The organism is Kitasatospora sp. NPDC004531 (assembly GCF_053602195.1).
The window spans coordinates 1-24,609 of record NZ_JBSGDD010000074.1; the positions used below are offsets into that span (position 1 = coordinate 1).

At 72.7% G+C, this 24,609-nt stretch carries 18 protein-coding genes; 6 read left to right on the top strand and 12 right to left on the bottom strand.

Going from position 1 to position 24,609, the window contains the following annotated elements; genetic code table 11:
- From ACWEMJ_RS25305 to ACWEMJ_RS25330, 6 genes are all read right to left on the bottom strand, one after another.
- Positions 1–935: PadR family transcriptional regulator (locus tag ACWEMJ_RS25305; RefSeq protein WP_452139414.1), on the bottom strand; the 935-nt coding region annotated here is incomplete at its 3' end.
- A gap of 1 nt (position 936) precedes the next feature.
- Positions 937–1,830, bottom strand: coding sequence for a DUF4097 family beta strand repeat-containing protein (locus ACWEMJ_RS25310; RefSeq protein ID WP_452139415.1), 894 nt, complete (start codon positions 1,828–1,830; stop codon positions 937–939).
- Between the two features lie 209 nt (positions 1,831–2,039).
- A complete protein-coding gene (locus tag ACWEMJ_RS25315) occupies positions 2,040–2,219 on the bottom strand; it encodes a DUF6104 family protein (protein ID WP_035866044.1) in 180 nt (59 codons plus the stop codon).
- A gap of 126 nt (positions 2,220–2,345) precedes the next feature.
- Positions 2,346–6,083 (bottom strand): multifunctional oxoglutarate decarboxylase/oxoglutarate dehydrogenase thiamine pyrophosphate-binding subunit/dihydrolipoyllysine-residue succinyltransferase subunit, encoded by a 3,738-nt coding sequence (locus ACWEMJ_RS25320; protein WP_452139416.1) that lies wholly within the window; start codon positions 6,081–6,083, stop codon positions 2,346–2,348.
- A 290-nt stretch (positions 6,084–6,373) separates the two neighbouring features.
- A complete protein-coding gene (locus tag ACWEMJ_RS25325; protein ID WP_452139417.1) occupies positions 6,374–7,510 on the bottom strand; it encodes a sensor histidine kinase in 1,137 nt (378 codons plus the stop codon).
- A 79-nt stretch (positions 7,511–7,589) separates the two neighbouring features.
- Positions 7,590–8,315: a response regulator transcription factor gene (locus ACWEMJ_RS25330; protein ID WP_033212075.1), complete on the bottom strand. Its 726-nt coding sequence runs from the start codon at positions 8,313–8,315 to the stop codon at positions 7,590–7,592.
- A 369-nt stretch (positions 8,316–8,684) separates the two neighbouring features.
- Between ACWEMJ_RS25330 and ACWEMJ_RS25335 the strand changes: the two genes are divergently transcribed.
- The 3 genes from ACWEMJ_RS25335 (at position 8,685) to ACWEMJ_RS25345 (ending at position 12,470) form a co-directional block, all read left to right on the top strand.
- Positions 8,685–9,371 carry a rhomboid-like protein gene (locus ACWEMJ_RS25335; RefSeq protein ID WP_452139418.1) on the top strand — a complete coding sequence of 229 codons (687 nt, stop codon included), beginning with the start codon at positions 8,685–8,687 and terminating at the stop codon, positions 9,369–9,371.
- A gap of 99 nt (positions 9,372–9,470) precedes the next feature.
- Positions 9,471–11,867: an endopeptidase La gene (lon, locus tag ACWEMJ_RS25340; protein WP_452139419.1), complete on the top strand. Its 2,397-nt coding sequence runs from the start codon at positions 9,471–9,473 to the stop codon at positions 11,865–11,867.
- A 78-nt stretch (positions 11,868–11,945) separates the two neighbouring features.
- Positions 11,946–12,470, top strand: a complete 525-nt coding sequence (locus ACWEMJ_RS25345; RefSeq protein WP_452139420.1) for a GtrA family protein — start codon at positions 11,946–11,948, stop codon at positions 12,468–12,470.
- Between the two features lie 25 nt (positions 12,471–12,495).
- Here the strand turns inward: ACWEMJ_RS25345 and ACWEMJ_RS25350 are convergent, their stop codons facing one another.
- A complete protein-coding gene (locus tag ACWEMJ_RS25350) occupies positions 12,496–13,530 on the bottom strand; it encodes a DUF3533 domain-containing protein (protein ID WP_452139421.1) in 1,035 nt (344 codons plus the stop codon).
- A 107-nt stretch (positions 13,531–13,637) separates the two neighbouring features.
- Here ACWEMJ_RS25350 and ACWEMJ_RS25355 point away from each other — a divergent pair, with 107 nt between their 5' ends.
- Together ACWEMJ_RS25355 and ACWEMJ_RS25360 are read left to right on the top strand one after the other, a co-directional pair.
- Positions 13,638–14,102, top strand: a complete 465-nt coding sequence (locus tag ACWEMJ_RS25355; protein ID WP_452139422.1) for a MarR family winged helix-turn-helix transcriptional regulator — start codon at positions 13,638–13,640, stop codon at positions 14,100–14,102.
- A 105-nt stretch (positions 14,103–14,207) separates the two neighbouring features.
- Positions 14,208–15,782 (top strand): MDR family MFS transporter, encoded by a 1,575-nt coding sequence (locus ACWEMJ_RS25360; RefSeq protein WP_452139423.1) that lies wholly within the window; start codon positions 14,208–14,210, stop codon positions 15,780–15,782.
- A gap of 73 nt (positions 15,783–15,855) precedes the next feature.
- On the opposite strand, the gene ACWEMJ_RS25365 is transcribed toward ACWEMJ_RS25360, so the two are convergent.
- Positions 15,856–16,083 carry a hypothetical protein gene (locus tag ACWEMJ_RS25365; RefSeq protein ID WP_452139424.1) on the bottom strand — a complete coding sequence of 76 codons (228 nt, stop codon included), beginning with the start codon at positions 16,081–16,083 and terminating at the stop codon, positions 15,856–15,858.
- Between the two features lie 13 nt (positions 16,084–16,096).
- The gene (locus ACWEMJ_RS25370; RefSeq protein WP_452139425.1) at positions 16,097–17,257 is read right to left on the bottom strand and encodes an anion permease; all 1,161 of its coding nucleotides are present in this window, start codon (positions 17,255–17,257) and stop codon (positions 16,097–16,099) included.
- Positions 17,258–17,545: 288 nt separating this feature from the next.
- Here ACWEMJ_RS25370 and ACWEMJ_RS25375 point away from each other — a divergent pair, with 288 nt between their 5' ends.
- On the top strand, positions 17,546–18,985 hold the full coding sequence (locus tag ACWEMJ_RS25375) for an NlpC/P60 family protein (protein ID WP_452139426.1): 1,440 nt from the start codon (positions 17,546–17,548) through the stop codon (positions 18,983–18,985).
- A 25-nt stretch (positions 18,986–19,010) separates the two neighbouring features.
- On the opposite strand, the gene ACWEMJ_RS25380 is transcribed toward ACWEMJ_RS25375, so the two are convergent.
- From ACWEMJ_RS25380 to ACWEMJ_RS25390, 3 genes are all read right to left on the bottom strand, one after another.
- Positions 19,011–21,287 (bottom strand): FdhF/YdeP family oxidoreductase, encoded by a 2,277-nt coding sequence (locus ACWEMJ_RS25380; RefSeq protein ID WP_452139427.1) that lies wholly within the window; start codon positions 21,285–21,287, stop codon positions 19,011–19,013.
- A gap of 92 nt (positions 21,288–21,379) precedes the next feature.
- Positions 21,380–23,275: an FAD/NAD(P)-binding protein gene (locus ACWEMJ_RS25385; RefSeq protein WP_452139428.1), complete on the bottom strand. Its 1,896-nt coding sequence runs from the start codon at positions 23,273–23,275 to the stop codon at positions 21,380–21,382.
- Positions 23,272–24,210 (bottom strand): amino acid ABC transporter permease, encoded by a 939-nt coding sequence (locus ACWEMJ_RS25390; protein WP_452139429.1) that lies wholly within the window; start codon positions 24,208–24,210, stop codon positions 23,272–23,274. Before ACWEMJ_RS25390 ends, ACWEMJ_RS25385 begins: the two co-directional genes overlap by 4 nt.
- Positions 24,211–24,609 lie beyond the last annotated feature (399 nt).

Below are 24,609 nucleotides of genomic sequence, written 5' to 3' on the forward strand. Positions count from 1 at the left end.
GTTCGAGCTGTGTCCGGTGGGCGGAGCGCTACCCGCGGCAGAGCCTGTCCTCGGCGGGGTGGGAGGCGGTGGCGTTCCAGCTCGCGGGCGGGGTCGCCGGCCGGGTCGGTGCGGGCCCAGTCCGGCAGTTCGGCGTCGGGCTTGTCGAGGTCGATCCGGACGGCCTCCTCGGGGGCCGGCGGGTCGGTGGCGCCCCAGCGCGCGGCGTCGGCCAACGAGCCGAGGCCGCGGGTGAGTTCGGCCAGGCCCTCGGCCAGTCCGGTGGACCAGTCGCCGTGCGAGGTGTGCTCGCGGACCTGCTCCTCGATGCGGCGCTTGAGCCGCAGCGCCTCCTGCTGAGCGGCGGTGCGGGCGGCCCTGGACTGCTCGCGCAGCCGCTTGGCCTCGGCCTCGGCGGCCTTGGCCTGCCGGCGGGCCGCCTTCTCCTGCTCCTTGGCGCGCCGGGCCTGCTCCTTGGCCTCGGCCTTGAGCCGGCCGAACTCGTCCTTGGCGCGCTGCCAGGACTCCTTGTCCCGCCAGGGCGCGGCGAACGGGTCGCCGCCGGCGGCCGGGGTCTGCTCGGCCTGCTGCCAGAGTTCGGCGCGCAGGTCCTTGGCGCTGTCCCGGACGTCCTGCCGGATGGCGCCGGCCAGCTGGCCGACCGAGTCGTGGATCTCCGCCTCCAGGGCGGCCAGTTCGGCCTGCCGGGAGGCGAGTTCGGTGCGCCCGGTGTCGGTGAGCCGGTAGACCTTGCGGCCGCCCTCGGTGGTGTGGCTGACCAGGCCCTCGGCCTCCAGCTTGGCCAGCCGGGGGTAGACGGTGCCCGCGGAGGGCGCGTACAGGCCGTGGAAGCGCTCCTCCAGCAGGCGGATCACCTCGTACCCGTGCCGGGGGCTCTCGTCGAGCAGCTTCAGCAGGTACAGGCGGAGCCGGCCGTGGCCGAACACCGGGGTCATGTCAGACCTCCTTGGTCAGGTCGAGCGGGCCGGCGGGCAGCTCCTTGGCCGGCCGGTCCTCCTCGGCGTCGGGACGGCGCTGGACGGTGACCGCACCGGTGACGGTGGTCACCTGGAGGCGGCCGGCGCCGGAGCCGAGCTGGCCGGAGAGCTTCTTGGAGCCCCAGCCGCCGCCGACGCTGAGCTCGGCGAACGCGCTGGAGAGGGTGCCGCTGGTGGTGCCGGCCTCGACCTTGGCGTCGGCGAAGGACGGCAGTCGGACGCCGACCGGCCCGGAGACGGTGGTGACGCCGATGTCGGTGGGGGTGGCGGCGTCCAGGTCGAGGGTGACCGCGCCGGACACCGAGTGGGCGCGGATCCGGGTGGCGCTGCCGGCCACCAGGGTGACCGAGCCGGAGACCGTGTTGACCTTCAGCTCGCCGGACAGGCCCTCGGCGTCCACGTCGCCGGAGACGGTGTTGGCGGAGACCGGGCCGGTCAGCCCGGCCAGCGTGGTGTCGCCGCTGGCGCCGTGCACGCCGACCTCGCCAGCGATGCCGGAGACGGTGGCGTGCGCGGAGACCGTGCCGACCTTGACCGAGGCGGCCGCCGGGACCGCCACCGTGACCTCGACCCGGCGCTTGCGGCGCAGCCCGGAGAAGTACGACTTGACGCTGTGCACGGACTTCGCGGCCTCGCCGAACTCGGACCAGCTGAGGTCCTTGTAGGTGACCGTGAGCACGCCGTCGACCAGGGTGACCTCCAGCGGCTCGCCCTCCAGGGCGGCCACTTCGAGGCGGGCCGGTCCCTCGGTGGGGACCACGTTCACGGTGCCGTCGACGACCCGGACGTGCAGGATGTGCACCGTCTCGTCGAAGGTGATGGTCTCGGTGCTGTCTACCGTCCGCTGGAACATGTCCGACTCCCCGTCCTCCCATACGCGATGTATCGCGTTGCCGTTGATATTTACGATATATCGCGTCGGGCGGAAGTCAAGGCGCTCCGACCCCGATCCGGGCCCGGAGCGCACCCTTGGACGACCCCGAGTCCACCCCGAGGGCGACCCCTGGAACGGCGACGGCCCGGGAGGCGAACTCGCCTTCCGGGCCGCGCAGTTGGGGTGCGTCAGTCCTCGTCCTCGTCGTCCAGCCGGGCCAGCCAGGTGGCCAGCCGCTCCACCGGAACCTCGAAGTCCGGGTTCAGGTCCACGAACTCCCGCAGGCGCTCGGCCAGCCACTCGAAAGTGACCTCCTCCTCGCCTCGCCGGCTCTCCAGCTCCTCGATGCCGCGGTCGGTGAAGTACACGGTGTCTCGCTCCGGTGGGTGGTTCTGCTACGCCGCCGCCCAGGATAGCCGCCCGGAAACGGCACGGCCCCCGCCCCCGGAGGACCGGGGAACGGGGGCCTGAGCGGCCGGACGGGCGTCAGCGCGTCAGAGCGCGAACACCTCGTCGATCAGGGCGGCCTGCTCGGCGGCGTGCCGCTTGGCCGAGCCGACCGCGGGGGCCGAGGAGGCCGTGCGGGCGACGCGGCGCAGGCGGGCGCCGTTGGCGGAGCGGCCGATGACGACCTGCAGGTGGTCGACCAGGTTCATCGCGATGAACGGCCAGGCACCCTGGTTGGCCGGCTCCTCCTGGGCCCAGACGAACTGGACGCCCTCGCCGTAGCGGGCCAGCTCCTCCTGGAGCTCCGCGATCGGCAGCGGGTACAGGCGCTCGACGCGGACGATGGCGGTGTCGGTGACGCCGCGCTCGGTCCGGGCCGCCTCCAGGTCGTAGTAGAACTTGCCGGAGGTGATGACCACCTTGCGCACCTGCGCCGGGTCGACCGTGCTGTCGCCGATCACCGGGCGGAACGAGCCGCTCAGGAACTCGCTGGTGGCGGACGCCGCGGCCTTCAGACGCAGCATCGACTTCGGGGTGAAGACGATCAGCGGCTTGTGGTGCGGGTTGTGCGCCTGCCAGCGCAGCAGGTGGAAGTAGTTCGACGGCAGGGTCGGCATGGCGACCGTCATGTTGTCCTGCGCGCACAGTTGCAGGAAGCGCTCCGGGCGGGCGGACGAGTGGTCCGGGCCCTGGCCCTCCATGCCGTGCGGCAGCAGCAGGGTGACGCCGGAGTGCTGGCCCCACTTCTGCTCGGCGGACGCGATGTACTCGTCCACCATGGTCTGCGCGCCGTTGACGAAGTCGCCGAACTGCGCCTCCCACATGACCAGCGCGTTCGGGCGGGTCAGCGAGTAGCCGTACTCGAAGCCCATCGCCGCGTACTCGCTGAGCAGCGAGTCGTAGACGGTGAAGCGGGCCTGGTCCTCGGTCAGGTACATCAGCGGGGTGTAGTCCTCGCCGGTGTTCCGGTCGATCAGCACCGCGTGGCGCTGGCCGAAGGTGCCGCGGCGCGAGTCCTGGCCGGCCAGTCGGACCGGGTGGCCCTCCATCAGCAGCGAGCCGATGGCGAGCGCCTCGCCGGTCGCCCAGTCGATGGTGTTGTCCTCGATCGAGGCGGCGCGGCGCTGCAGCTGCGGGAGCAGCCGCGGGTGGACGGTCAGCCAGTCCGGCAGGTTGACCTGCGAGGCGGCGATCCGCTTGACCATCTCGGCGGAGATGCCGGTCTGGATGGACACCGGGAAGTCCGCGACCGGGCGGCCGGTCTCGGCCGGGGCCGGGGCGGCGGAGGCCTCGCGGACCTCCGCGAAGACCTTCTCCAGCTGGCCCTGGAAGTCCTGGAGCGCCTGCTCCGCCTCTTCCATGGTGATGTCGCCGCGACCGATCAGCGCCTCGGTGTACAGCTTGCGCACCGAGCGCTTCTTGTCGATCAGGTCGTACATCAGCGGCTGGGTGAACGACGGGTTGTCGGCCTCGTTGTGACCGCGGCGGCGGTAGCAGATGAGGTCGATGACGACGTCCTTGTGGAACGCCTGGCGGAACTCGAAGGCCAGCCGCGCGACGCGGACCACGGCCTCCGGGTCGTCGCCGTTCACGTGGAAGATCGGCGCCTCGATCATCCGGGCCACGTCGGTGCAGTACATCGACGAGCGCGAGGAGGTCGGGGCGGCGGTGAAGCCGACCTGGTTGTTGACCACGATGTGCACGGTGCCGCCGGTGCGGTAGCCGCGCAGCTGCGACATGTTCAGGGTCTCCGCGACCACGCCCTGGCCCGCGAAGGCCGCGTCGCCGTGGATCTGGATCGGCAGCACCGGGAAGCTCGTGCCGCCGAAGTCCAGGATGTCCTGCTTGGCGCGGGCGATGCCCTCGACGACCGGGTCGACGGTCTCCAGGTGCGAGGGGTTGGCGGCCAGCGACACCTTGATGGTCTCGCCGTCCAGGCCGGTGAAGGTGCCCTCGGAACCCAGGTGGTACTTGACGTCGCCGGAGCCGTGCATCGACTTCGGGTCGAGGTTGCCCTCGAACTCGCCGAAGATCTTGCCGAACGGCTTGCCGACGATGTTCGCCAGCACGTTCAGGCGGCCGCGGTGCGCCATGCCGATGACGGCCTCGTCGAGGCGGTGCTCGGCGGCGGCGTCGATGGTGGCGTCCAGCAGCGGGATGAGCGACTCGCCGCCCTCCAGCGAGAAACGCTTCTGCCCGACGTACTTGGTCTGCAGGAAGGTCTCGAACGCCTCGGCCGAGTTCAGCCGGCGCAGGACGCGCAGCTGCTCCTCGCGCTCCGGCTTGGTGTACGGCTTCTCCAGGCGCTCCTGCAGCCAGCTGCGCTGGGCCGGGTCCTGGATGTGCATGTACTCGATGCCGACGGTGCGGCAGTAGGTGTTGCGCAGCAGGCCGAGGATGTCGCGGAGCTTCATCATCTTCTGGCCGCCGAAGCCGCCGACCGCGAACTCGCGCTCCAGGTCCCACAGGGTGAGGCCGTGCGTGGTGACGTCCAGGTCGGGGTGCTTGCGCTGCATGTACTCCAGCGGGTCGGTGTCGGCCATCAGGTGGCCGCGGACCCGGTAGGAGTGGATGAGCTCCATGACGCGCGCGGTCTTGTTGACCTCGTCGTCGTGCGTGGTCGCCACGTCGGTGGCCCAGCGCACCGGCTCGTACGGGATCCGCAGGGACTCGAACACCTCGTCGTAGAAGTTGTTCGCGCCCAGCAGCAGCTGGTGGATCGAGCGCAGGAACTCGCCCGAGGCCGCGCCCTGGATGACCCGGTGGTCGTAGGTCGAGGTGAGCGTCATGATCTTGGAGACGCCCAGGCGGGCCAGGGTCTCCGGGGAGGAGCCCTGGAACTCGGCCGGGTACTCCATCGCGCCGACGCCGACGATGGTGCCCTGGTTCTGCATCAGGCGCGGCACGGAGTGCACGGTGCCGATGCCGCCCGGGTTGGTCAGCGAGACCGTGACGCCGGTGAAGTCGTCCATGGTCAGCTTGTTGGCGCGGGCCCGGCGGACGATGTCCTCGTAGGCCTGCCAGAAGCCGAAGAAGTCGAGCGTCTCGGCCTTCTTGATGGCCGCGACGACCAGCTGGCGGTCGCCGTTCGGCTTGACCAGGTCGATGGCGAGGCCCAGGTTCACGTGCTCGGGCTTCACCAGGTAGGACTTGCCGTCCTCCACCTTGTAGCTGTAGTTCATGCCCGGGTTGGCCTTCACGGCCTGGACCAGCGCGTAGCCGATCAGGTGGGTGAAGGAGACCTTGCCGCCGCGGGCGCGCTGCAGGTGGTTGTTGATGACGATGCGGTTGTCGATCAGCAGCTTGGCGGGCACCGCGCGCACCGAGGTGGCGGTCGGAACCTCCAGCGAAGCATCCATGTTCGACGCCACGGCCTTCGCCGGGCCGCGCAGCTGGATCAGCTCCGGGCCCTCCGCGGCGGCCTTCGCCGGGGCGGCCGGAGCCGCGGCCTTCGGCGCGGGCGGGGCGGCGGGAGCGGCGGCCAGCGGCGCGGGCGCGGCCGGCTGCGCGGGCGCCGGGGCGGCGGCCGGGGCAGCGGCGGCAACGGCCGGAGCAGCGGCAACGGGAGCGGCAACGGGGGTCGGCTGGGCGCCGACCGGAGTTGCGGCCTGGGTCACTGGAGTCACCTCGGTACCGGGCTTGTAGTCGGCGAAAAAGTCCCACCAGGCACGATCGACCGAGGCCGGGTCCTGGAGGTACTGCTGGTAGATCTCGTCGACGAGCCACTCATTGGGGCCGAAGCCAGTGGAGCTTGCCGAGCTGGGGGTTTCTTGGTGTGGCGACACGGGGCAACCGCCCTCTTCCGCTTCCTTTTGGGATGGTGGACAGCGGGGATTAAGGCTACGCCTCCGACCAGTGATCGCGCAGTCCCCGGTGGTCAGGCGTCGCCCAGATCACATCGCCGGAGCGGATTTTGGCCGGAACTGTGCGTTAGAGATGCCGGAAATCAGGGAACCGGCGGGCCGGTCGATCGCGGCCATACCGAGTGAAAATCGGACGAACAGGTGGTCAGGGGCGGTGCGGGCGAGCACCCGCTCCGGGATCGCACCGGGGTTTGTACCGGTTCCGCCACAAACTAAGGGGAGACCGTCTCACCCGGCAGGGTGACCTCGATCCGGCACCCCTCGCCGGCCTCCGCCACCCGGATCCGGCCGCCGTGCAGGTCCACCGCCCAGCGGGCGATCGCCAGCCCCAGGCCGGTCCCGCCGTCACTGCCCGGGCCCAGCGCCGTCGGCGAGCCGCTGCGGCCGAACCGCTCGAACACCCGCTCCCGGTCCGCCATCGGAATGCCCGGCCCCTGGTCGTCGACCTCCAGCAGCAGCCCACCGCCCTCCGCCGCCCGGGCCCGCACCGTCACGGTGCCGCCGGCCGGCGAGTGCTTGCAGGCGTTGTCCACCAGATTGGCCACCACCTGGTGCAGCCGCTCCGCGTCCGCCACCGCCGACAGGTCGGCGGGCCGCACGTCGACCGCCAGCCGGACGTCCTCGCGCCGGGCGTACGCGCCGCCCGCCGTCGCGCCGTCCACCGTCACGCCGCGCAGCACGCCGTCCAGGAACTCCCGCACCTGGAACGGGCGGGAGTCCAGCGGGACCACGCCGTCGTCCAGCTTCGACAGGTCCAGCAGGTGCGTCACCAGCCGGCCCAGCCGCTCGGTCTGCTCCAGCGCGGTGCCCAGGTTCTTCGGATCCGGCTTCACCACGCCGTCGACCACGTTCTCCAGCAGGCCGCGCAGCGCCGCGATCGGCGTGCGCAGCTCGTGCGAGACGTTGGCGATCAGCTCGCGGCGGTGCCGGTCGGCGGCCTCCAGGTCGCCCGCCATCCGGTTGAAGGTGTCGGCCAGCTCGCCGATCTCGTCCCGCGAGGAGACGTGCACCCGGGCGCTGTAGTCGCCCTCCGCCATCGACCGGGCCGCCGCCGTCATGTCCCGCAGCGGCGCGGTCAGACCGTTCGCCAGGAACTGCATGAACAGCAGCGAGGCGATCAGCGAGAAGATCATGATGATCCGGATCTGGGTCTCCGACCGGATCGCCACCACCACCATGCCGGTGGCCAGCACCACCGACACGACCACCAGCATCGCCAGCTTGCCCTTCACCGAGCGCACCGGGTCGAACGGGCGGATGTCGGCCCACACCCGGCGCGCGGCGCGCACCGCCAGCGGGGGCTGCGGGGTCGGCTCGGCTTCCCCGTTGCGTTGCTGTGGAAAGGTCATGGTGTCCCTCGGACTCGTCCCCCGCGAACGACCGGACCGCCGCGCGGGCCCCCCGGAGGCCCGGACCGGCGGCGCCCGGTCAGGACAGCGGGGCCTCCAGCGCGTAGCCCACGCCGTGCACCGTGCGGATCCAGCTCGCACCGATCTTCCGGCGCAGCGCCTTCACGTGGCTGTCCACCGTGCGGGTGCCGGACGCGTCGGTCCAGTCCCACACCTCGGCCAGCAGCTGCTCGCGGGTCAGCACCGCGCGCGGCTGCGCCGCCAGGCAGGCCAGCAGGTCGAACTCGGTCGGCGTCAGGTGCACGTCGCCCGAGCCCAGCCGGACCCGGCGCTGCACGTGGTCGATCTCCAGCTCGCCGAAGCGCAGGCTGCCGAGCGCGGGCGTGCGGGCCGCCTGCTGGGCGCGCTCCACCCGGCGCAGCAGCACGTTCACCCGGGCGGCCAGCTCGCGCATCGAGAACGGCTTGGTCATGTAGTCGTCCGCGCCGACGCCCAGGCCCACCAGCAGGTCCGTCTCGTCGTCCCGCGCGGTCAGCATCAGCACCGGCACCGGGCGCTGCGCCTGGATCCGGCGGCACACCTCCAGGCCGTCGAAGCCCGGCAGCATGATGTCGAGCACCACCAGGTCGGGCTGCCAGGTGTGGAACCCGTCCACCGCGCCCGGCCCGTCGTGGGCCACCGCCACCTTGAAGCCCTCGGCTCCCAGTCGCGCCGCGATCGACTCCGCGATGGTCGGCTCGTCCTCCACGACGAGCACCCGTCGCTGGGTGCCCACCGGGCCACTGCTGATCGTCTCTTGCTGCATCTCTGTCACGGTCACGCCACCGCCCCCAGGGCTGCGGGCCGGCCGCCTGTGGGGACGGCGGGCTCCGCTTCGTAGTCGTCTTGTTCCGTCGTGGGCTGTTGCCCCGCCCGCCGGTGCTGCTCCTGGCAGCAGCGTACGGACGCCGTCCCCGCCCGGGAGGGCGGACCGGTGCGATCCGGCCGCGGACCTCATGTCCGTCGGGCCCCCGTTCGGACGGGCACGGGCCAGTACCTTACCCGCAGCACTTGCGACCTGTAACGGTACGTGTGCGAGCGGCATATGCACGGACAGCGGTCTTCACAGGACTTACCCAGACACCTCTCACCTGCCCCCCGTATCGTGGGCCCGACGAGGCGTTCGGGAGGCGCGATGACCAGCGCGGAACTGCGGCGACGACTGATCCGGCCCGGACTGCGGGCCGTCCCCACCCCCCGGACCAACCCGTTCGCGCTCGGTTACCTGGCCCTGCTGCTCGGCACCACCCTGTTCGCCCGCTTCGGCGACCCGGACACCGTGCACCGCCTCCAGTCGGTCTCCTCCACGGACGCGCACAACCTGATGGCGCACCCGGTGGTGTCGCTGCTCGGCAGCGGGATGTGGGTCGCCGGGTCGGTGTGGATGCCCTACTTCTGGGCCTTCGGGCTCACCGTCGCCCCGCTGGAGCGGCGGGTGGGCGGACTGCGCGCGCTGGGGGTCTTCGGGGCCGGGCACATCGGCGCGACGCTCGTCTCGCAGGGCGTGGCGGTGGCCTCGGTGGCCGGCGGCGCGGCCGGCGCGGACGTGCTGGACGCGATCGACATCGGGGTCAGCTACGGGGTGCTGGCCTCGCTCGGCGGCCTCGCCGGGCTGCTGCGGCCGCTCGGCCGGGCGGTCGCGCTGGGCGCCGGGGCGGCGCTGATCGGCAACCAGCTGCTGACCGGCCCGGATCTCGTCACGGCGGTCGGCCACCCGGCCGCGCTGGCGCTCGGGATCGCGATGTGGCCGTGGCTGCGCAAGGGGCCCCGGCGGCCCCGGCGGGCGCGGGCCTGGAAGCGCGCGACGGTGGTCGAGGGCTGAGCCCCCGGATTTCTCTCGCAGTGAACAGCCGGCGGGGAACAATCGGCGTCCGCCAAGCCTTAGTCAGGTCGACTCAACTTCACTGACTGGGGAGAGATCATGGCATCGACGTCCGTTCCGCTCACTCTGCCTGTGCTGCCGCTCGACGACGAGGTGGTGCTCCCCGGCATGGTGGTCCCGCTGGAGCTGTCGGATCCGGAGGTCCGGGCCGCCGTGGAGGCGGCCAGGGCGGGGAGCGGCGGCGGGGGCAAGCCGCAGGTGCTGCTGGTGCCGCGGCTGGACGGCTCGTACGCGGCGGTCGGCGCGCTGGCGACGGTCGAGCAGGTCGGCCGGCTGGCGGACGGCGACCCGGCGGCGCTGGTACGGGCCGTCCGACGGGTGCGGATCGGCAAGGGCACCACCGGGCCCGGCGCCGCGCTGTGGGTGGAGACCACGCCGTTCAAGGAGTCCGACCCCGGCCTGCCGGTGGCGGGCCGCGCGGCCGAGCTGGTCAAGGAGTACAAGGCGCTGTCCACGAAGTGGCTGCGCCGGCGCGGGGCATGGCAGATCGTCGACCGGGTCGCCGCGATCGAGGACATCGGCGAGCTCGCGGACAACATCGGCTACGCGCCGTTCGCCACCGCCGAGCAGAAGCTGAAGGTGCTGCTGGAGGCGGACCGCCCGGCCCGGCTGGAGTACGCGCTCGGCCTGCTGCGCGAGCACCTCGCGGAGGAGGAGGTCAACGACACCATCCGCAAGGACGTCGAGGAGGGCGTCGCCAAGCAGCAGAAGGAGTTCCTGCTGCGCCGCCAGCTGGAGGCCGTGCGCAAGGAGCTGGCCGAGCTGAACGGCGAGTCCGGCACCGAGGAGGACGACTACCGGGCCCGGGTGGAGGCCGCTTCGCTGCCGGAGAAGGTCCGGGAGGCGGCGCTCAAGGAGGTCGACAAGCTGGAGCGCGCCAGCGACCAGTCGCCCGAGGGCTCGTGGATCCGCACCTGGCTGGACACCGTCCTCGAACTGCCGTGGAACGAGCGCTCCGAGGACGCGTACGACATCGCCGCCGCCCGCGCCGTGCTCGACGCGGACCACACCGGGCTGGCGGACGTGAAGGACCGGATCGTCGAGTACCTGGCGGTGCGCAAGCGCCGGGCCGAGCAGGGCCTCGGGCAGATCGGCGGCCGGCGCGGAGGCGCGGTGCTGGCGCTGGTCGGCCCGCCCGGCACCGGAAAGACCTCGCTCGGCGAGTCCGTGGCGAAGGCGATGGGCCGGTCGTTCGTCCGGGTGGCGCTCGGCGGCGTCCGCGACGAGGCGGAGATCCGCGGCCACCGGCGCACCTACGTGGGCTCGATCCCCGGCCGGATCGTCCGGGCGATCAAGGAGGCCGGGACGATGAACCCGGTGGTGCTGCTCGACGAGATCGACAAGGTCGGCTCGGACTACCGGGGCGACCCGGCGGCGGCGCTGCTGGAGGTGCTGGACCCGGCGCAGAACCACACCTTCCGGGACCACTACCTGGAGGTCGAGCTCGACCTCTCGGACGTGGTCTTCCTGGCCACCGCCAACGTGCTGGAGGCCATCCCCGAGCCGCTGCTCGACCGGATGGACGTGGTCCGGCTGGACGGCTACACCGAGGACGAGAAGGTCGCCATCGCCCGCGACCACCTGCTGCCCCGGCAGCTCGCCAAGGCGGGCCTCGGCGCGCCGGAGCTGACGGTGGACGAGGAGGCGCTGCGCCGGCTCGCCGCCGAGTACACCCGGGAGGCGGGCGTCCGGAACCTGGAGCGGTCGATCGCGCGGATCCTGCGGAAGGTCGCCGCGCAGGCCGAGCTGGGCGAGCGCGAGCTGCCGGCCGCGATCGGCCCGGACGACCTGCGGGCGCTGCTGGGCCGGCCGCACCACGTGCCGGAGTCGGCGCAGGAGCCGGCCGAGCGGCGGACGGCGGTGCCCGGCGTGGCGACGGGCCTGGCGGTGACGGGCGCCGGCGGTGACGTCCTCTACATCGAGGCGTCGCTGGCGGACGCGGAGACCGGCTCGACCGGGCTGACGCTGACCGGGCAGCTGGGCGACGTGATGAAGGAGTCGGCGCACATCGCGCTCTCCTACCTGCGCTCGCGCGGCGCCGAGCTGGAGCTGCCGGTGACGGGCCTGCGCGAGCGGGGCATCCACCTGCACGTGCCGGCCGGCGCGGTGCCGAAGGACGGCCCGAGCGCGGGCATCACGATGACCACGGCGCTGGCCTCGCTGCTGTCCGGCCGCAAGGTGCGCACCGACGTGGCGATGACCGGCGAGGTGTCGCTGACCGGCCGGGTGCTGCCGATCGGCGGCGTCAAGCAGAAGCTGCTGGCCGCGGACCGGGCCGGGGTCACCACGGTGATCATCCCGAAGCGCAACGAGGCGGACCTGGACGACGTCCCCGCCGAGGTGCTGGAGCGGCTCACGGTGCACGCCGTGGCCGACGTCCGGGAGGTGCTGCGGCTGGCGCTGGAGCCGGCGGAAGTGCTGGTCGCGGCCGCCTGACGGCGGGCCGAGGGCCGCGGAGCGTCCACTCCGCGGCCCTCGGTGGTTGCCGATCCGGGCCCGTGGCAGACTTCCGGCATGCCGTCCCCTACGCAGCGCGCGCTGACCGCAATGCCGGAGTCGTTCCGTCCGTTCCTGGTCAAGCACCGCAAGTTGGTGAAGTTCCTCGTGGTCGGAGGAACCTGCTTCCTGATCACCACGGTGATCAACTTCGCTCTGAAGACGACCGTGCTGAAGACCAAGCCGATCGTCGCGCTGGTCATCGCGACCGTGATCGCGACCGGCGTCTCGTACGTGCTGAACCGGCAGTGGTCGTTCCGGGCCGCGGGCAAGCAGCGTGAGACGGTGCTGTTCGTGGTGGTCAGCGCGCTCGCGGTGGGGGTGAACGTCCTGCCGCTGGCGGTCTCGCGCTATGTGTTCGACCTTCGCCGGCCGCACGTCAGCCACTTCACCCAGGAGGTGGCCGACTTCGTCAGCGGCATGATCATCGGCACGCTGGTGGCGATGGTGTTCCGCTACTGGGCGATGAACCGGTACGTGTTCACCCACCTGTCGGACCGGGTGGCCTCGGGCGAGCAGGGGCGGGAGCCGGAGCGGGTCTGACCCCCGCCCTGCATCGGGTGGCCGCTCACGCCTCCGTCGGGGCGGGGCGGCGCAGCAGCGGCCCGCGGGCCGCCGCGAAGAACGTCACCGCGACGCCGATGACGGCCCAGACCGCCAGCACCGTCAGCGGCAGCGCCATCGCGGAGGAGCCCAGGTAGGCGACCGAGCGGGTGGCCGAGGTGCCGGCGCCGTTCGGGATCCACTCGCCGATGGCCCGCCAGAACGCGGGCAGCAGCGGCGGCGGGTAGACGCCGCCGGCGCTCGGGTTGCCCAGTACGACGAACACCAGCACGGCCAGGCCGATGCCGATGATGTCGAACAGGCACTGCAACGCCATGGTGAAGGCGCCGACCGAGAACACCACCAGCGCGCCGACGGCGCTCAGCGCCAGGATCGAGCCGGGCAGCGCGTTCAGGATCGGCCCGGTGATCAGCGTGCCGCCGATGCCCGCGGCGATCGAGTACAGCGCCAGGGTGCCGAGCCGCAGCCCGGCCCGGTGGACGTTGGCGGGGCGCGCGCCGGCGCTGACGCCGAGGATCGAGGCGACCAGGTAGCCGCCGACGCACCAGCCGACCACCAGGTAGAAGCTGGACAGGCCCTTGCCGTCGCCGGAGGCCAGCGGAATGGTGTCCTTGGTCTCGACGGTGCGGTGCTGGGCGGCCGCGACCTTGGTGACGATCAGCTCGGCGGCACTGGACGCGGCCGGGCCGCGGGCCTCCGCGACCAGCAGGGTGTCCTGGGTGCCGGCCGGGTCGAACACCCAGGCGGCGTAGATCTTCTGGTCCTTGATCCGGGCCTGCGCGGTGGCCGCGTCCGGTTCGACGGAGGCGCGGACCGCGTGGTCCGGGACGGACTCCAGGGCGGCGGTCAGCTTCGGGGCGATCTCGGGCGGGGCGACCACGGCGATCGACAGCTCGTGCGGCTTCGGCTGGTGGAGCGCGCCCACGTACGAGGTGATGAAGCCGAGCTGGAGCAGCAGGACGGCCACCACCAGGAAGAAGGCGCGCGGGGTGACCGCGTCCTTGAGCTCGTTGACGAAGCCCTTTGCAGGCTCTGCCATGGGTGGGCATCTCCCTATCAATCCGGTGCCAGTACGCAAAACGGATACTTCATATCATGAAACAGTTACGCATCGGGGGAGGTGCGGGCTGCGCGATACTGAGCGCCATGAACGACCCCGTGGCGGACCCGGACGCCGCCGAACTGGCATTTCTCGCGGTCGAGCGCGAGGTGGCGACGCTGTTCCGGCGCAGTCGGGCGCGGGCGGCGGACGTCTCCCGGCTGGTGCACCCCGAGCTGGAGGCCGGGGCGTACGTGCTGCTCGCCTTCATCCGGGAGTCCGGGCGGGCGCGGGTGACCGACATCGGGCTGCACTTCGGAGTGGGCAAGGCCACCGTCAGCCGGCAGATCCGGGCGATCGAGGAGCTGGGGCTGCTGCGCCGGGAGACCGACCCGCTGGACCGGCGGGCCTCGCTGGTGTCGCTGACCGAGGACGGCGAGCGGCGGTTCGCGGCCGCCCGGGAGGTGCGGATGGCGCGCTTCCGGGCCTCGCTGGCAGGGTGGGAGCTGGGTGAGCTCGAACACTTCGCGCGGCTGCTGGAGCGCTTCAACGAGCTGACCGAAGGGGTCTGACCAGGGCTTTCGCCGCTTCCTTTACCTGGGCTTGAAGAAAGTTGCCCTAGTCAACTATCTGCGTATAGTTGCTTGAGGCAACGAATTTTCAGTCGAAGGAAGCGCATGTCGACGACTCAACCGACCGCCCCCCAGGCCCAGATGTCCCACCGTCAAGTGCTCGAAGCCCTCTCCGGCCTGCTCCTCGGCCTGTTCGTGGCCGTGCTGTCCTCCACGGTCGTCTCCAACGCGCTGCCGAGGATCCTCAACGACCTGCACGGCGGCGAGTCCGCGTACACCTGGGTGGTCACCGCCGCCCTGCTGTCGATCACCGCCGCGACCCCGCTCTGGGGCAAGCTCTCCGACCTGGTCAGCAAGAAGCTGCTGGTGCAGATCGCCATGGTGATCTACGTCCTCTCCTCGGCGCTGGCCGGCCTCTCGCAGAGCATCGGCATGCTGATCTTCTGCCGGGTGCTGCAGGGCATCGGGGCCGGCGGTGTGATCGCGCTCGGCCAGATCTGCCTGGCCGCGATGGTCCCGCCGCGCGAGCGCGGGCGCTACAGCGGCTACTTCGGCGCGGTCTTCGCGCTCGCCACCATCGGCGGACCGCTGATCGGCGGCGTCATCGTGGACACCTCCTGGCTCGGCTGGCGCTGGTGCTTCTACGTCGGCGTCCCGTTCGCCCTGCTCGCCATCCTGGTGCTGCAGCGGACCCTCAAGCTCCCCGAGCAGCCCGCTCGCAAGCCGAAGATCGACTACCTGGGCGCGGTGCTGATCACCGCCGCCGTCAGCCTGCTGATGATCTGGATCTCGCTGGCCGGCAAGAACTACGACTGGCTCTCCTGGCAGACCGCCGTGATGGTGCTCGGCGGCCTGGCGCTGGCCGGGCTGTTCGTCGCCGTCGAGAAGCGCGCCGCCGAACCGCTGATCCCGCTCGACCTGTTCCGGCACCGCACCGTCGCGCTCGCCTCGGTGGCCTCCGCGTTCGTCGGCGTCGGCATGTACGGCACCACCACCTTCCTCGGCCAGTACTTCCAGCTCGCCAAGGAGAAGACCCCCACCCAGGCCGGCCTGCTCACCCTGCCGATGATCCTCGGCCTGGCGGTCTCCTCCACGGTGGCCGGCAAGCTCATCACCAAGTACGGCAAGTGGAAGGGCTACCTGGTCGGCGGCACCGTCATGCTGGCCGTCGGACTCGGCCTGATGGGCACCGCGCGGGCCGGCACCTCGTACGGGCTGCTCGCGCTCTACATGGCGGTGGCCGGCGTCGGCCTCGGTCTGACCAGCCAGAACCTGGTGCTCGCGGTGCAGAACACCGTCCCCCGCAACGAGCTCGGCGCGGCCAGCTCGGTGGTCACCTTCTTCCGCACCATGGGCGGGGCGATGGGCGTCTCCGCGCTCGGCGCGCTGCTCGGGCACAAGGTCGCCTCCTACCTGGCGGAGAACTTCGCCAAGGCCGGGCTGCCCGCCTCGGCCGGCACCGGCGACGGCATCCCCGACCTGCACACGCTGCCCGCCCGGGTGGTCCCGCTGGTCACCGACGCGTTCGGGCACGGCGTCGGCACCGTGTTCCTGGTCGCCGCGCCGTTCGCGGTGGTCGGCTTCCTGCTGGTGCTGTTCATCCGGGAGGTGCCGCTGCGCACCGCCGCCGACGAGACCCCCGCCCCGGCGGCGAAGCCGGGGGAGCTGGTCGCCGACTGACAGCCGAACCGTCGACCTGCGCGCGAAGGGCCCTGCCGGGTGGTGGCAGGGCCCTTCGGCGTGGCGGGGGGTGCTACTTGGCGGCGATCAGGCTGATGCCGTAGGCGACCGCGGCCGCGCAGGCGGCGAAGCAGGTGGCGGCGGCGATCAGGGCCGGGACGCCGTTGCCGGTGCCGGCCTCGACGGCGGCCTCGCGGCGGGACAGGGCGAGGTTGCCCAGGGCGAAGACGGTGACGACGGCGAGGGTGACGGCCAGGCTGACGCCGGCGGTCTCGGCCAGGGCGGCCCACTTGATGTGCATGGTTCGTGTCCTCTCAGGCCGCGATGGTGGTCTGGCCGGTGGGGGTGCCGGTGACCGGCAGGTCCACGGTGGCGCTGTCGTTCACGTTGAGGGCGTGCACCGGCTGGCGGCGGGAGATCAGCCACATCGAGCCGGCGCCGAGCACCAGCGCGACGCCGACCACGGCCACGCCCCAGTCGCCCCGGTCGGCGATCAGCGCGGCCACGCCGGACACCAGGCCGGCGGCCGGCAGGGTCAGGCCCCAGGTGTAGACCATGCGGCGCACCATGCCCCAGCGCAGCTTGCCGGACGGGCCGCCCAGGCCGGCGCCCATGATGCCGCCGGAGCAGACCTGGGTGGTGGACAGGCCGTAGCCCATGTGCGAGGAGGTCAGGATCACGGTCGCGGCGGCGGTCTCCGAGGAGAAGCCCTGCGGCGGCTTGATGTCGGCCAGGCCCGAGCCCATCGAGCGGATGATCCGCCAGCCGCCCATGTAGGTGCCCAGCGCGATCGCCAGACCGGCGCTGATGATCACCCAGGTCGGCGGGCCGTCGCCCTTGTGCAGCTGGCCGGCCGAGATCAGGGTCAGCGTGATGATGCCCATGGTCTTCTGCGCGTCGTTGGTGCCGTGCGCCAGCGAGATCAGCGAGGAGGAGAAGATCTGGCCCCGGCGGAAGCCCTTCTCGGTGGACTTCTTCGGGTTCTTCCCGGCGATCAGGTAGGCGATCTTCGTGGCGCCCCAGGAGGCCAGGCCCGCGATGATCGGGGAGGCCACCGCCGGGATCAGGATCTTGGAGACCACGGTGGAGAAGTTGACCCCGCTGACGCCGGCGCCGACGATCGTCGCGCCGATCAGGCCGCCGTACAGGGCGTGCGAGGAGGAGGAGGGCAGGCCCTTCAGCCAGGTCAGCAGGTTCCACAGGATCGCGCCGACCAGTGCGGCGAAGATGATCGAGGGTTGCAGTCCGGCCTTCTCGTTGACGATGCCGCCCGAGATGGTGGTGGCCACCTTCACCGACAGGAACGCGCCGGCGAAGTTCAGCACCGCGGCGATGGCCACGGCGACCTTGGGCTTGAGGGCGCCGGTGGCGATGGAGGTGGCCATCGCGTTGGCGGTGTCGTGGAAGCCGTTCGTGAAGTCGAAGGCGAGCGCCGTGATGATCACAACGGCCACCAGGAACGTGATGTGTTCCATACCCAAACAATCGTCGAAGTGGTCGGACTGACGTTGCTGTCCGGGGCGACCGTAGGAAGCCATGGTGAACGGGAGGTTAACTCGGCACGGAGTCATGGTTCCGTTCATGGCGCGCGAGTTGCCGGAGCGTCGGTTTTCCATGGAGACCGCGACTGTCGATGAGAGGGTTGTCACACCTTCGCGCGGATGAGAATTCACTTCGCGCCCCCCTGGGCACCTGCCGGTAACCCCCCTCCGCATGGCAGGATCGGTCCGATCGCCGACGGAGAACCAGGGGAGGGCCGGCCGATGGGGGCAGGGCAGCGCGCGGAATCGACCGGACTGCGGCCGTGGGTGCGTGCCGCGCTGCGCTGCGGGGCGGTGATCGCCGTCGCCGCACTGGCGCTGCCGTTCGGCACCGCCGCGTACGCCGCGCCGGCCCCGGGCGCGCCGAGCGCCCCCGCCGACCCGCTGGCGGAGGCGAAGGCCACCCTGGGCCCGCTGCTGGAGCAGCTGCACACCCTCTACCAGCAGGCCGAGGCCGCCACCGAGCAGTACAACGGCACCGCGGCCCGGCTCACCGAGCAGCAGGCCGCCGTCCAGGACCTGAACGCCCGGGTGACGCGGCAGCAGGAGGCCGTGGACACCGGCAACGACCTGGCCGCGCAGCTGGCGGGCGCGCAGTACCGCAACAACCAGATATCCGGGTACGCCGAACTGCTGCTGGCCAAGGACCCGTACGAGGCGGTGCTGATCGCCGAACTGCTGGACTCCGCCGGGCGCTCGCAGAAGGCGTTCCTGGAGCGGCTCAAGGCCGACCGGGACACCCTGTCCGCCGCGCAGCTCGCCGCCCAGCAGGCGCTGGCCGAGTCGCAGGCGCTGGCCGTCCAGCAGGAGCAGCAGAAGAACGAGGTGGCCAGGAAGCTCGCCGACGTCGAGACGCTGGTCGGCTCGCTCACCGGCGCCCAGCGCAGCGAGCTGGAGGAGCTGGAGAAGGCGCAGGCCAACGAGGCGCAGCTGGCGTTCCTGGCCTCCGGGGCGCTCGGCAAGGGCGAGCGCACGCCGTCCGCGATGGGCCGCAAGGCGGTGGCCTGGGCGCTCCAGCAGCTCGGCAAGGACTACGTGTGGGGCGGCGCCGGACCGGACGTGTTCGACTGCTCGGGCCTCACCTCGCAGGCCTGGCTGCACGCCGGCAAGGCCATTCCGCGCACCAGCCAGGAGCAGTGGGCGCAGCTCCAGCACGTGCCGCTGAACCAGATGCGCCCCGGCGACCTGGTGGTCTACTACGGCGGCGCCACCCACATCGGGATGTACATCGGCGGCGGCCTGGTCGTGCAGGCCCCGCGCACCGGCGACGTGGTGAAGGTGTCGCAGGTCGGCGCGATGCCGATCCTGGGCGCCGTGCGGCCCGACCCGGAGGACACGGCGGACGACGCGGGCGGCGAGTGGAAGGTGCCGGACGTGAAGGTCGGCGGGTCGAAGATCGAGCCCGCCAAGCCGTCCACGCTGCCGCCCGCGCCGGCCCCGAGCACCCCGGCGCCCGGCGGTTCGTCCTCGCCGACCTCGCTGCCGAGCCTGCCCGGCGGCTCCAAGCCGACGCTGCCGGGCGGCGGCGGCTCGCCGAGCACCGGTGCGAGCGGGTCGCCCAGCGGCTCGGCCTCCGGTTCGCCCAGCGGCTCCGCCTCGGCGCCGTCGTCGGTCTCGCCGAGCGCCGAAGGCTCCGGCTCGGCCGCGCCGTCGTCCCGCTGACGGGCGGCGCGGCCGGCGCGGTCGGTCAGGCGGTGGGCTCCAGGCGGACCACCACGGCCTTGGAGGTCGGGGTGTTGCTGACGTCCGCCGTGGAGTCCAGCGGCACCAGCACGTTGGTCTCCGGGTAGTAGGCGGCCGCGCCGCCGCGCGCCACCGGGTAGTGCACCACCCGGAAGTGCGGGGCGCGCCGCTCGACGCCGTCCTTCCACTCGCCCACCAGGTCGACGAATTGCCCGTCGGCGAGGCCGAGTTCGGCGGCGTCGGCGGGGTTCACCAGGACCACCCGGCGGCCGCCGGTGATGCCCCGGTAGCGGTCGTCCAGGCCGTAGACCGTGGTGTTGTACTGGTCGTGCGAGCGCAGCGTCTGGAGCAGCAGCCGGCCCGGCGGGACGTCGGGGGCGGTGAGCGGGTTGACGGTGAAGTTGGCCTTGCCGGTGGCGGTGGGGAAGGTGCGGCTGTCGCGCGGGGCGTGCGGCAGGGCGAAGCCGCCGGGGCGGCGGACCTTGGTGTTGAAGTCGTCGAAGCCGGGGACGACGCGGGATATCCGGTCCCGGATCAGGTCGTAGTCGCGGGCGAAGTCCTCCCACGGCGTGGGGTCCTGCGGGCCGAGGGCGGCGCGGGCCAGCCGGCTGACGATCGCGACCTCGGAGAGCAGGCCGGGCGCGGGCGGGCGCAGGCCGCCGCGGGAGGAGTGCACCATGCCCATGGAGTCCTCGACGCTGACGAACTGCGGGCCGAGCGGGCCGGCGTCCCGGTCGGTGCGGCCGAGGGTGGGCAGGATCAGCGCGCGGGCGCCGGTGACCACGTGCGAGCGGTTCAGCTTGGTGGAGACGTGCACGGTCAGCCGGCAGCGGCGCATCGCGGCCTCGGTGGCGTCGGTGTCGGGGCTGGCGGAGACGAAGTTGCCGCCCATCGCGAAGAAGACCTTCACCCGGCCGTCGCGCATCGCCCGGATGGTGTCGACGGTGTCGTAGCCGTGGGCGCGCGGCGGCTCGAAGCCGAACTCCTCGCCCAGGGCGTCCAGGAACGCCGTGCTCGGGCGTTCGAAGATGCCCATGGTGCGGTCGCCCTGCACGTTGCTGTGGCCGCGGACCGGGCAGACGCCCGCGCCGGGGCGGCCGATGTTGCCGCGCAGCAGCAGGAAGTCGACCACCTCGCGGATGGTCGGCACCGAGTGCTTGTGCTGGGTCAGGCCCATCGCCCAGCAGACGATGATCTTCTTCGAGGCGAGTACCAGGCGGTGCAGCTCCTCGATCCGCTCCCAGGGCAGGCCGGTGGCGGCCAGCGTGGCCGGGCGGTCGAGCTCGGCCGCGTCGGCGGCGAACTCCTCGAAGCCGGCGCAGTGTTCGGCGACGAAGGCCTCGTCGACCGCGCCCGGGGTGGTGAGCAGCAGGTGGTTCAGCGCGCGGAACAGCGCCAGGTCGCCGCCGAGCCGGATCTGCAGGAAGAGGTCGGTCAGCTTGGTGCCGCCGCCGACCAGGCCGCGCGGGGTCTGCGGGTTCTTGAACCGCTCCAGGCCGGCCTCGGGCAGCGGGTTGACGCTGACGATCTTCGCGCCGGCCCGCTTGGCGCGCTCCAGCGCGGAGAGCATCCGGGGGTGGTTGGTGCCCGGGTTCTGGCCCGCGACGATGATCAGGTCGGCCTGGTAGAGGTCCTTGAGCGAGACGCTGCCCTTGCCGACGCCGAGCGTCTCGGTGAGCGCCGAACCCGAGGACTCGTGGCACATGTTGGAGCAGTCGGGCAGGTTGTTGGTGCCCAGCCGGCGGGCGAACAGCTGGTACGCGAAGGCCGCCTCGTTGGAGGTGCGGCCGGAGGTGTAGAACGCGGCCCCGTTCGGGGAGTCGAGCGCGGTGAGCTCCTCGGCGATCAGCGCGAAGGCCTCGTCCCAGCCGATCGGCGTGTAGTGGGAGGCGCCCTCGTCGAGCAGCATCGGGGTGGTCAGGCGGCCCTGCTGGCCGAGCCAGTAGCCGGAGCGGTCGGCGAGTTCGGCGACCGGGTGGGCGGCGAAGAACTCCGGGGTTGTTCGGCGTTCGGTGGCCTCCTCGGCGACGGCCTTCGCGCCGTTCTCGCAGAACTCCGCGAGGTGCGGCTTGTCGGGCTCGGGCCAGGCGCAGCCCGGGCAGTCGAAGCCGTCGGGCTGGTTGACCTTGCGCAGGGTGGACAGCACCCGGCCCGGCGACATCTGGTCGGCGGCCATCCGCAGGGTGTGGCCGATGGCGGGCAGGCCGGCGGCGGCGTGGGCCGGCGGTCCGACGTGCGGCGCGTCCTGGGCGGGGTCGCGGTGCGGGGGCTGCTTGGCCATGGCGGACTCTCCGGAGGGCTCGGGGTGCTTGGAGCGTATCCGGTGCGGCGGCGGGTGTCGTGGGGTGGCGGTCCGCTGTCCTCCGGGGCCGGTCAGGCGTCCTTCTGGAGCTCCGCCAGCAGGCGGCGGGCGACCGCGTCGTTCTGCCGGAACGCCGCGGCGTCGGTGCGCGGGCGGGCGAAGGCGGCGGGGGCGCGGGTGGTGGTGGTCGGGCCGAGGGCGGTGCGGCGCGGGTGCGGGCGGCCGCCGAGGGCGGGGTCGAGCAGGCGGGCGTCGGGGTCGGTGCGCACCAGGCCGGAGCGGTAGGTGTGGCCGTCGGGGTCGGTGAGGCGCTCCTCGGCGATCCGGCCCTCGTGCAGCAGGCGGCGCAGCAGCGGGTCGGCGGTGCGGTCGAGGGCGTGCCGGGGCAGGAAGGCGTCGACCAGCGCGGTGCCGTGCACGTGGTGGCCGGGCAGCGCGGGCGAGGAGGCGCGGAAGGCGCCGCGCCGCTCGTCGAGGTGGACGTGCAGGTCGGGGCCGAGGAAGTGGAGCAGCCCGGCGTCGGCGAGGGCGAGCAGCTGCTCCAGGCGGAAGCCGGGCGGGCCGGAGGCGTACCAGGAGAAGAAGCCGGGCCACCAGCCGTCCAGGTCGGCGGCGGTGGAGCGGGCGGTGAGCGGGTGCCGGGGCAGCAGGCGGCCGAGTTGGCCGTAGACCGAGAGCAGGGCGTAAAAGGCGCCGAGGTCGGCGCTGTACCGGGGGTCGGAGCGGCGGGCGAGGTCGGCGCGCAGGTGGGCGTGCAGGCGCCGGCGGAGGTCGGCGGGGTCGGTGGCGCGCAGGCCGGCCAGCGGGCGGTCGAGGCGTTCGAGGTCGAGCCGGTCCTCGGGGTCGGGGACGGCGGCGGCGACCAGGGCCTCGCGCTGCGGGCTGTACCAGGGGAGCGGGTGGTAGGCGGCGAGGAACGCGTCCCAGGGCAGGGTGGTGCGGTCGGGGTGGCCGTGGAACAGCTCGTGGTAGTAGCCGAAGCCGATCTCCTTGGCCATCGCGGGCCACAGGTCGCGGCGGAACTCCAGTGGCCCGTCCGGGAGTTCGGTGTCCGGCCCGAAGTAGCGGGGCAGCGGCGGGCGCGGGCCCCGGAGGCGGTAGTCGGTCTTGGCGTGGTAAGGGACGCCGCGCCGGGAGCCCGCGTACAGCACCGGCTCGCGGCCGGACGGGAGGTAGCGCAGGCCGCCGCAGGGCTTCGGGGCGAAGCGGCCGCCGCGGCCCTCGGTGAGCAGCGCGACCAGGTCGACGAAGGCCAGGCCGAGGCCGCGGACGATCACCGGCTCGCCGGGGGCCAGGCCGGAGAGGTCGGCGTCGGCGGTGAACGCGGGCGGCAGGTAGGTGCGGCCGTGGCGGGCGGCGAAGGCGCGGGCGGCGGCGGTCTCCGGGCCGGGCGCGGAGTCGAGGTGGCCGAGGGCGAGCACCACCCGGTCGGCGGGCAGCACGGTGTCGGCGAGGTGGACGTGCTGCACGCCGTCCGGGTCGCCGGTGATCCGCAGTGCGGTGCCGTGGTGGACGAACAGCCGTATGCGGTCCGGGAGTTCGGCGACGGCGCGGCGCAGCACCCAGTCCAGGTAGGCGCTCTGGGCGCGTCGGGAGGCGAAGTCGGTGGGGGCGAGGGTGCGCAGCTCGTCGGCGACGTCCGGGTCGGCGACCGGCCGGTAGGGCGGGTGGGCGGCCGGTTCGGTGGCCCACTGGGCGAGCGACGGGCCGGGGCGGACCGGGCCGAGCACGGTGGAGCGTTCGTCGGTGAACATCGTGATGTCCTCGGCCAGCGAGTTCATCCGCAGCAGCGGCGACTGCGCGTGCCGCCAGATCCGGCCGCCGCCGGGCGGGTGCGGATCGACCAGGTGGACGTCCAACTCGGTGTCGGGGGCGAGCAGTTCGGGCGCGTTGGCGGCGATCCGCTCCAGCAGGCCGGTGCCGCGCGGGCCCGCGCCGACGATCACCAGGCTCGGCACCCCGCTCACCGCCCGCCGGCCCGGCGCAGCGCCGCCCGGGCCCGCTGCCAGGGCGTGGGCGGCAGCTCGGCGCGGGTGGAGCCGCGGGCGAAGCGCCGCTCCAGGTAGTACTGGCCGACCGACAGCAGGCTGGTCACCGCCACGTACCAGAGCGTGGCGACCACCAGCAGCGGGATCACCTGGTACGTCCGGTTGTAGATCAACTGGGCGGAGAACAGCAGGTCGTGGACAGCCAGCACGGAGATCACCGAGGTGCCCTTGAGGGTGCCGATCAGCATGTTCCCGGCGGGCGGCAGGATCGCCCGCATCGCCTGCGGCAGCACGATCCGGCGCAGCACCCGGCCGCGGCCGAGGCCGAGCGAGGCGGCCGCCTCCAGCTGGCCCTGGTCCACCGACAGGACGCCGGAGCGCACCACCTCGGCGGCGAACGCGGCCTCGTGCAGGGTGAGCCCGATGACGGCGGTGAGCACCGGGCCGAGCAGGTCCACCGTCCGCACCGCGAACAGCTCGCCGCCGAACGGGACGCTCAGCGCGAGCTTCGGGTACAGCGCGCCGATGTTGAACCAGAACAGCAGCTGGACCAGCAGCGGAGTGGCCCGGAAGAGCCAGACGAAGCCCCAACTGAGGCTCCGCAGCACCGGGTTGCCGGACAGCCGGGCCACCGCCAGGCCGGTGCCGAGGGCGAAGCCGAGGGTCGTCACGGCGGCGGTCAGCCAGAGCGTCAGCCCCAGGCCGCGCAGGATCGCGGTCGAGGTCAGGTAGGCGCCCACCACCGGCCACTCGAAGGCCGGGTTGCCGGCCAGCGAGCGCAGCAGCAGCGCGGTGGCCAGCAGCGCCAGGCCGCCGCTCACGTACCGCCAGGGGCGGCGGCGCGGGGCGATCGGCAGTTCGCCGGGCGGGGCGGCCGTGGTGGTGGGGAGCGGAGGGGCGACGGGCGAGGCCATGAGGGCTCCAGGGGCGGCGGGGCAGGCGGTCTCCGCATGCCGTCACTCACGCGCGCCGCGTCCCTCAACGCGGCTGGGCCTGGCGGCTGTCGGCGGCCGGGCCCGGGCGGTACTCGCTCCGCCCCGATGGTACGCAGCGGCGGCCCGGGGGCGTCAAGGGCGGCCAGGTTTCGCCGCGTTAAGGATGGTTGACGGATCATCGGCGGCGCTGCTCAACTGTTCGACATGACTGCCGAGCAGCCCGCCCTGGTGACGCGCGGCCACATCGACTTCGGTCGGGTGTGGTCCGCCGCGTGTCGCGGCTGACCCGGCAGCGGGCCGCCTGACCGGCCCTCGCTCCTTCGGGAGTCCTCCCTCGGTCGCCCCGTCGCGGGCCGGGAGCCCGTCCGCCCGGACGGA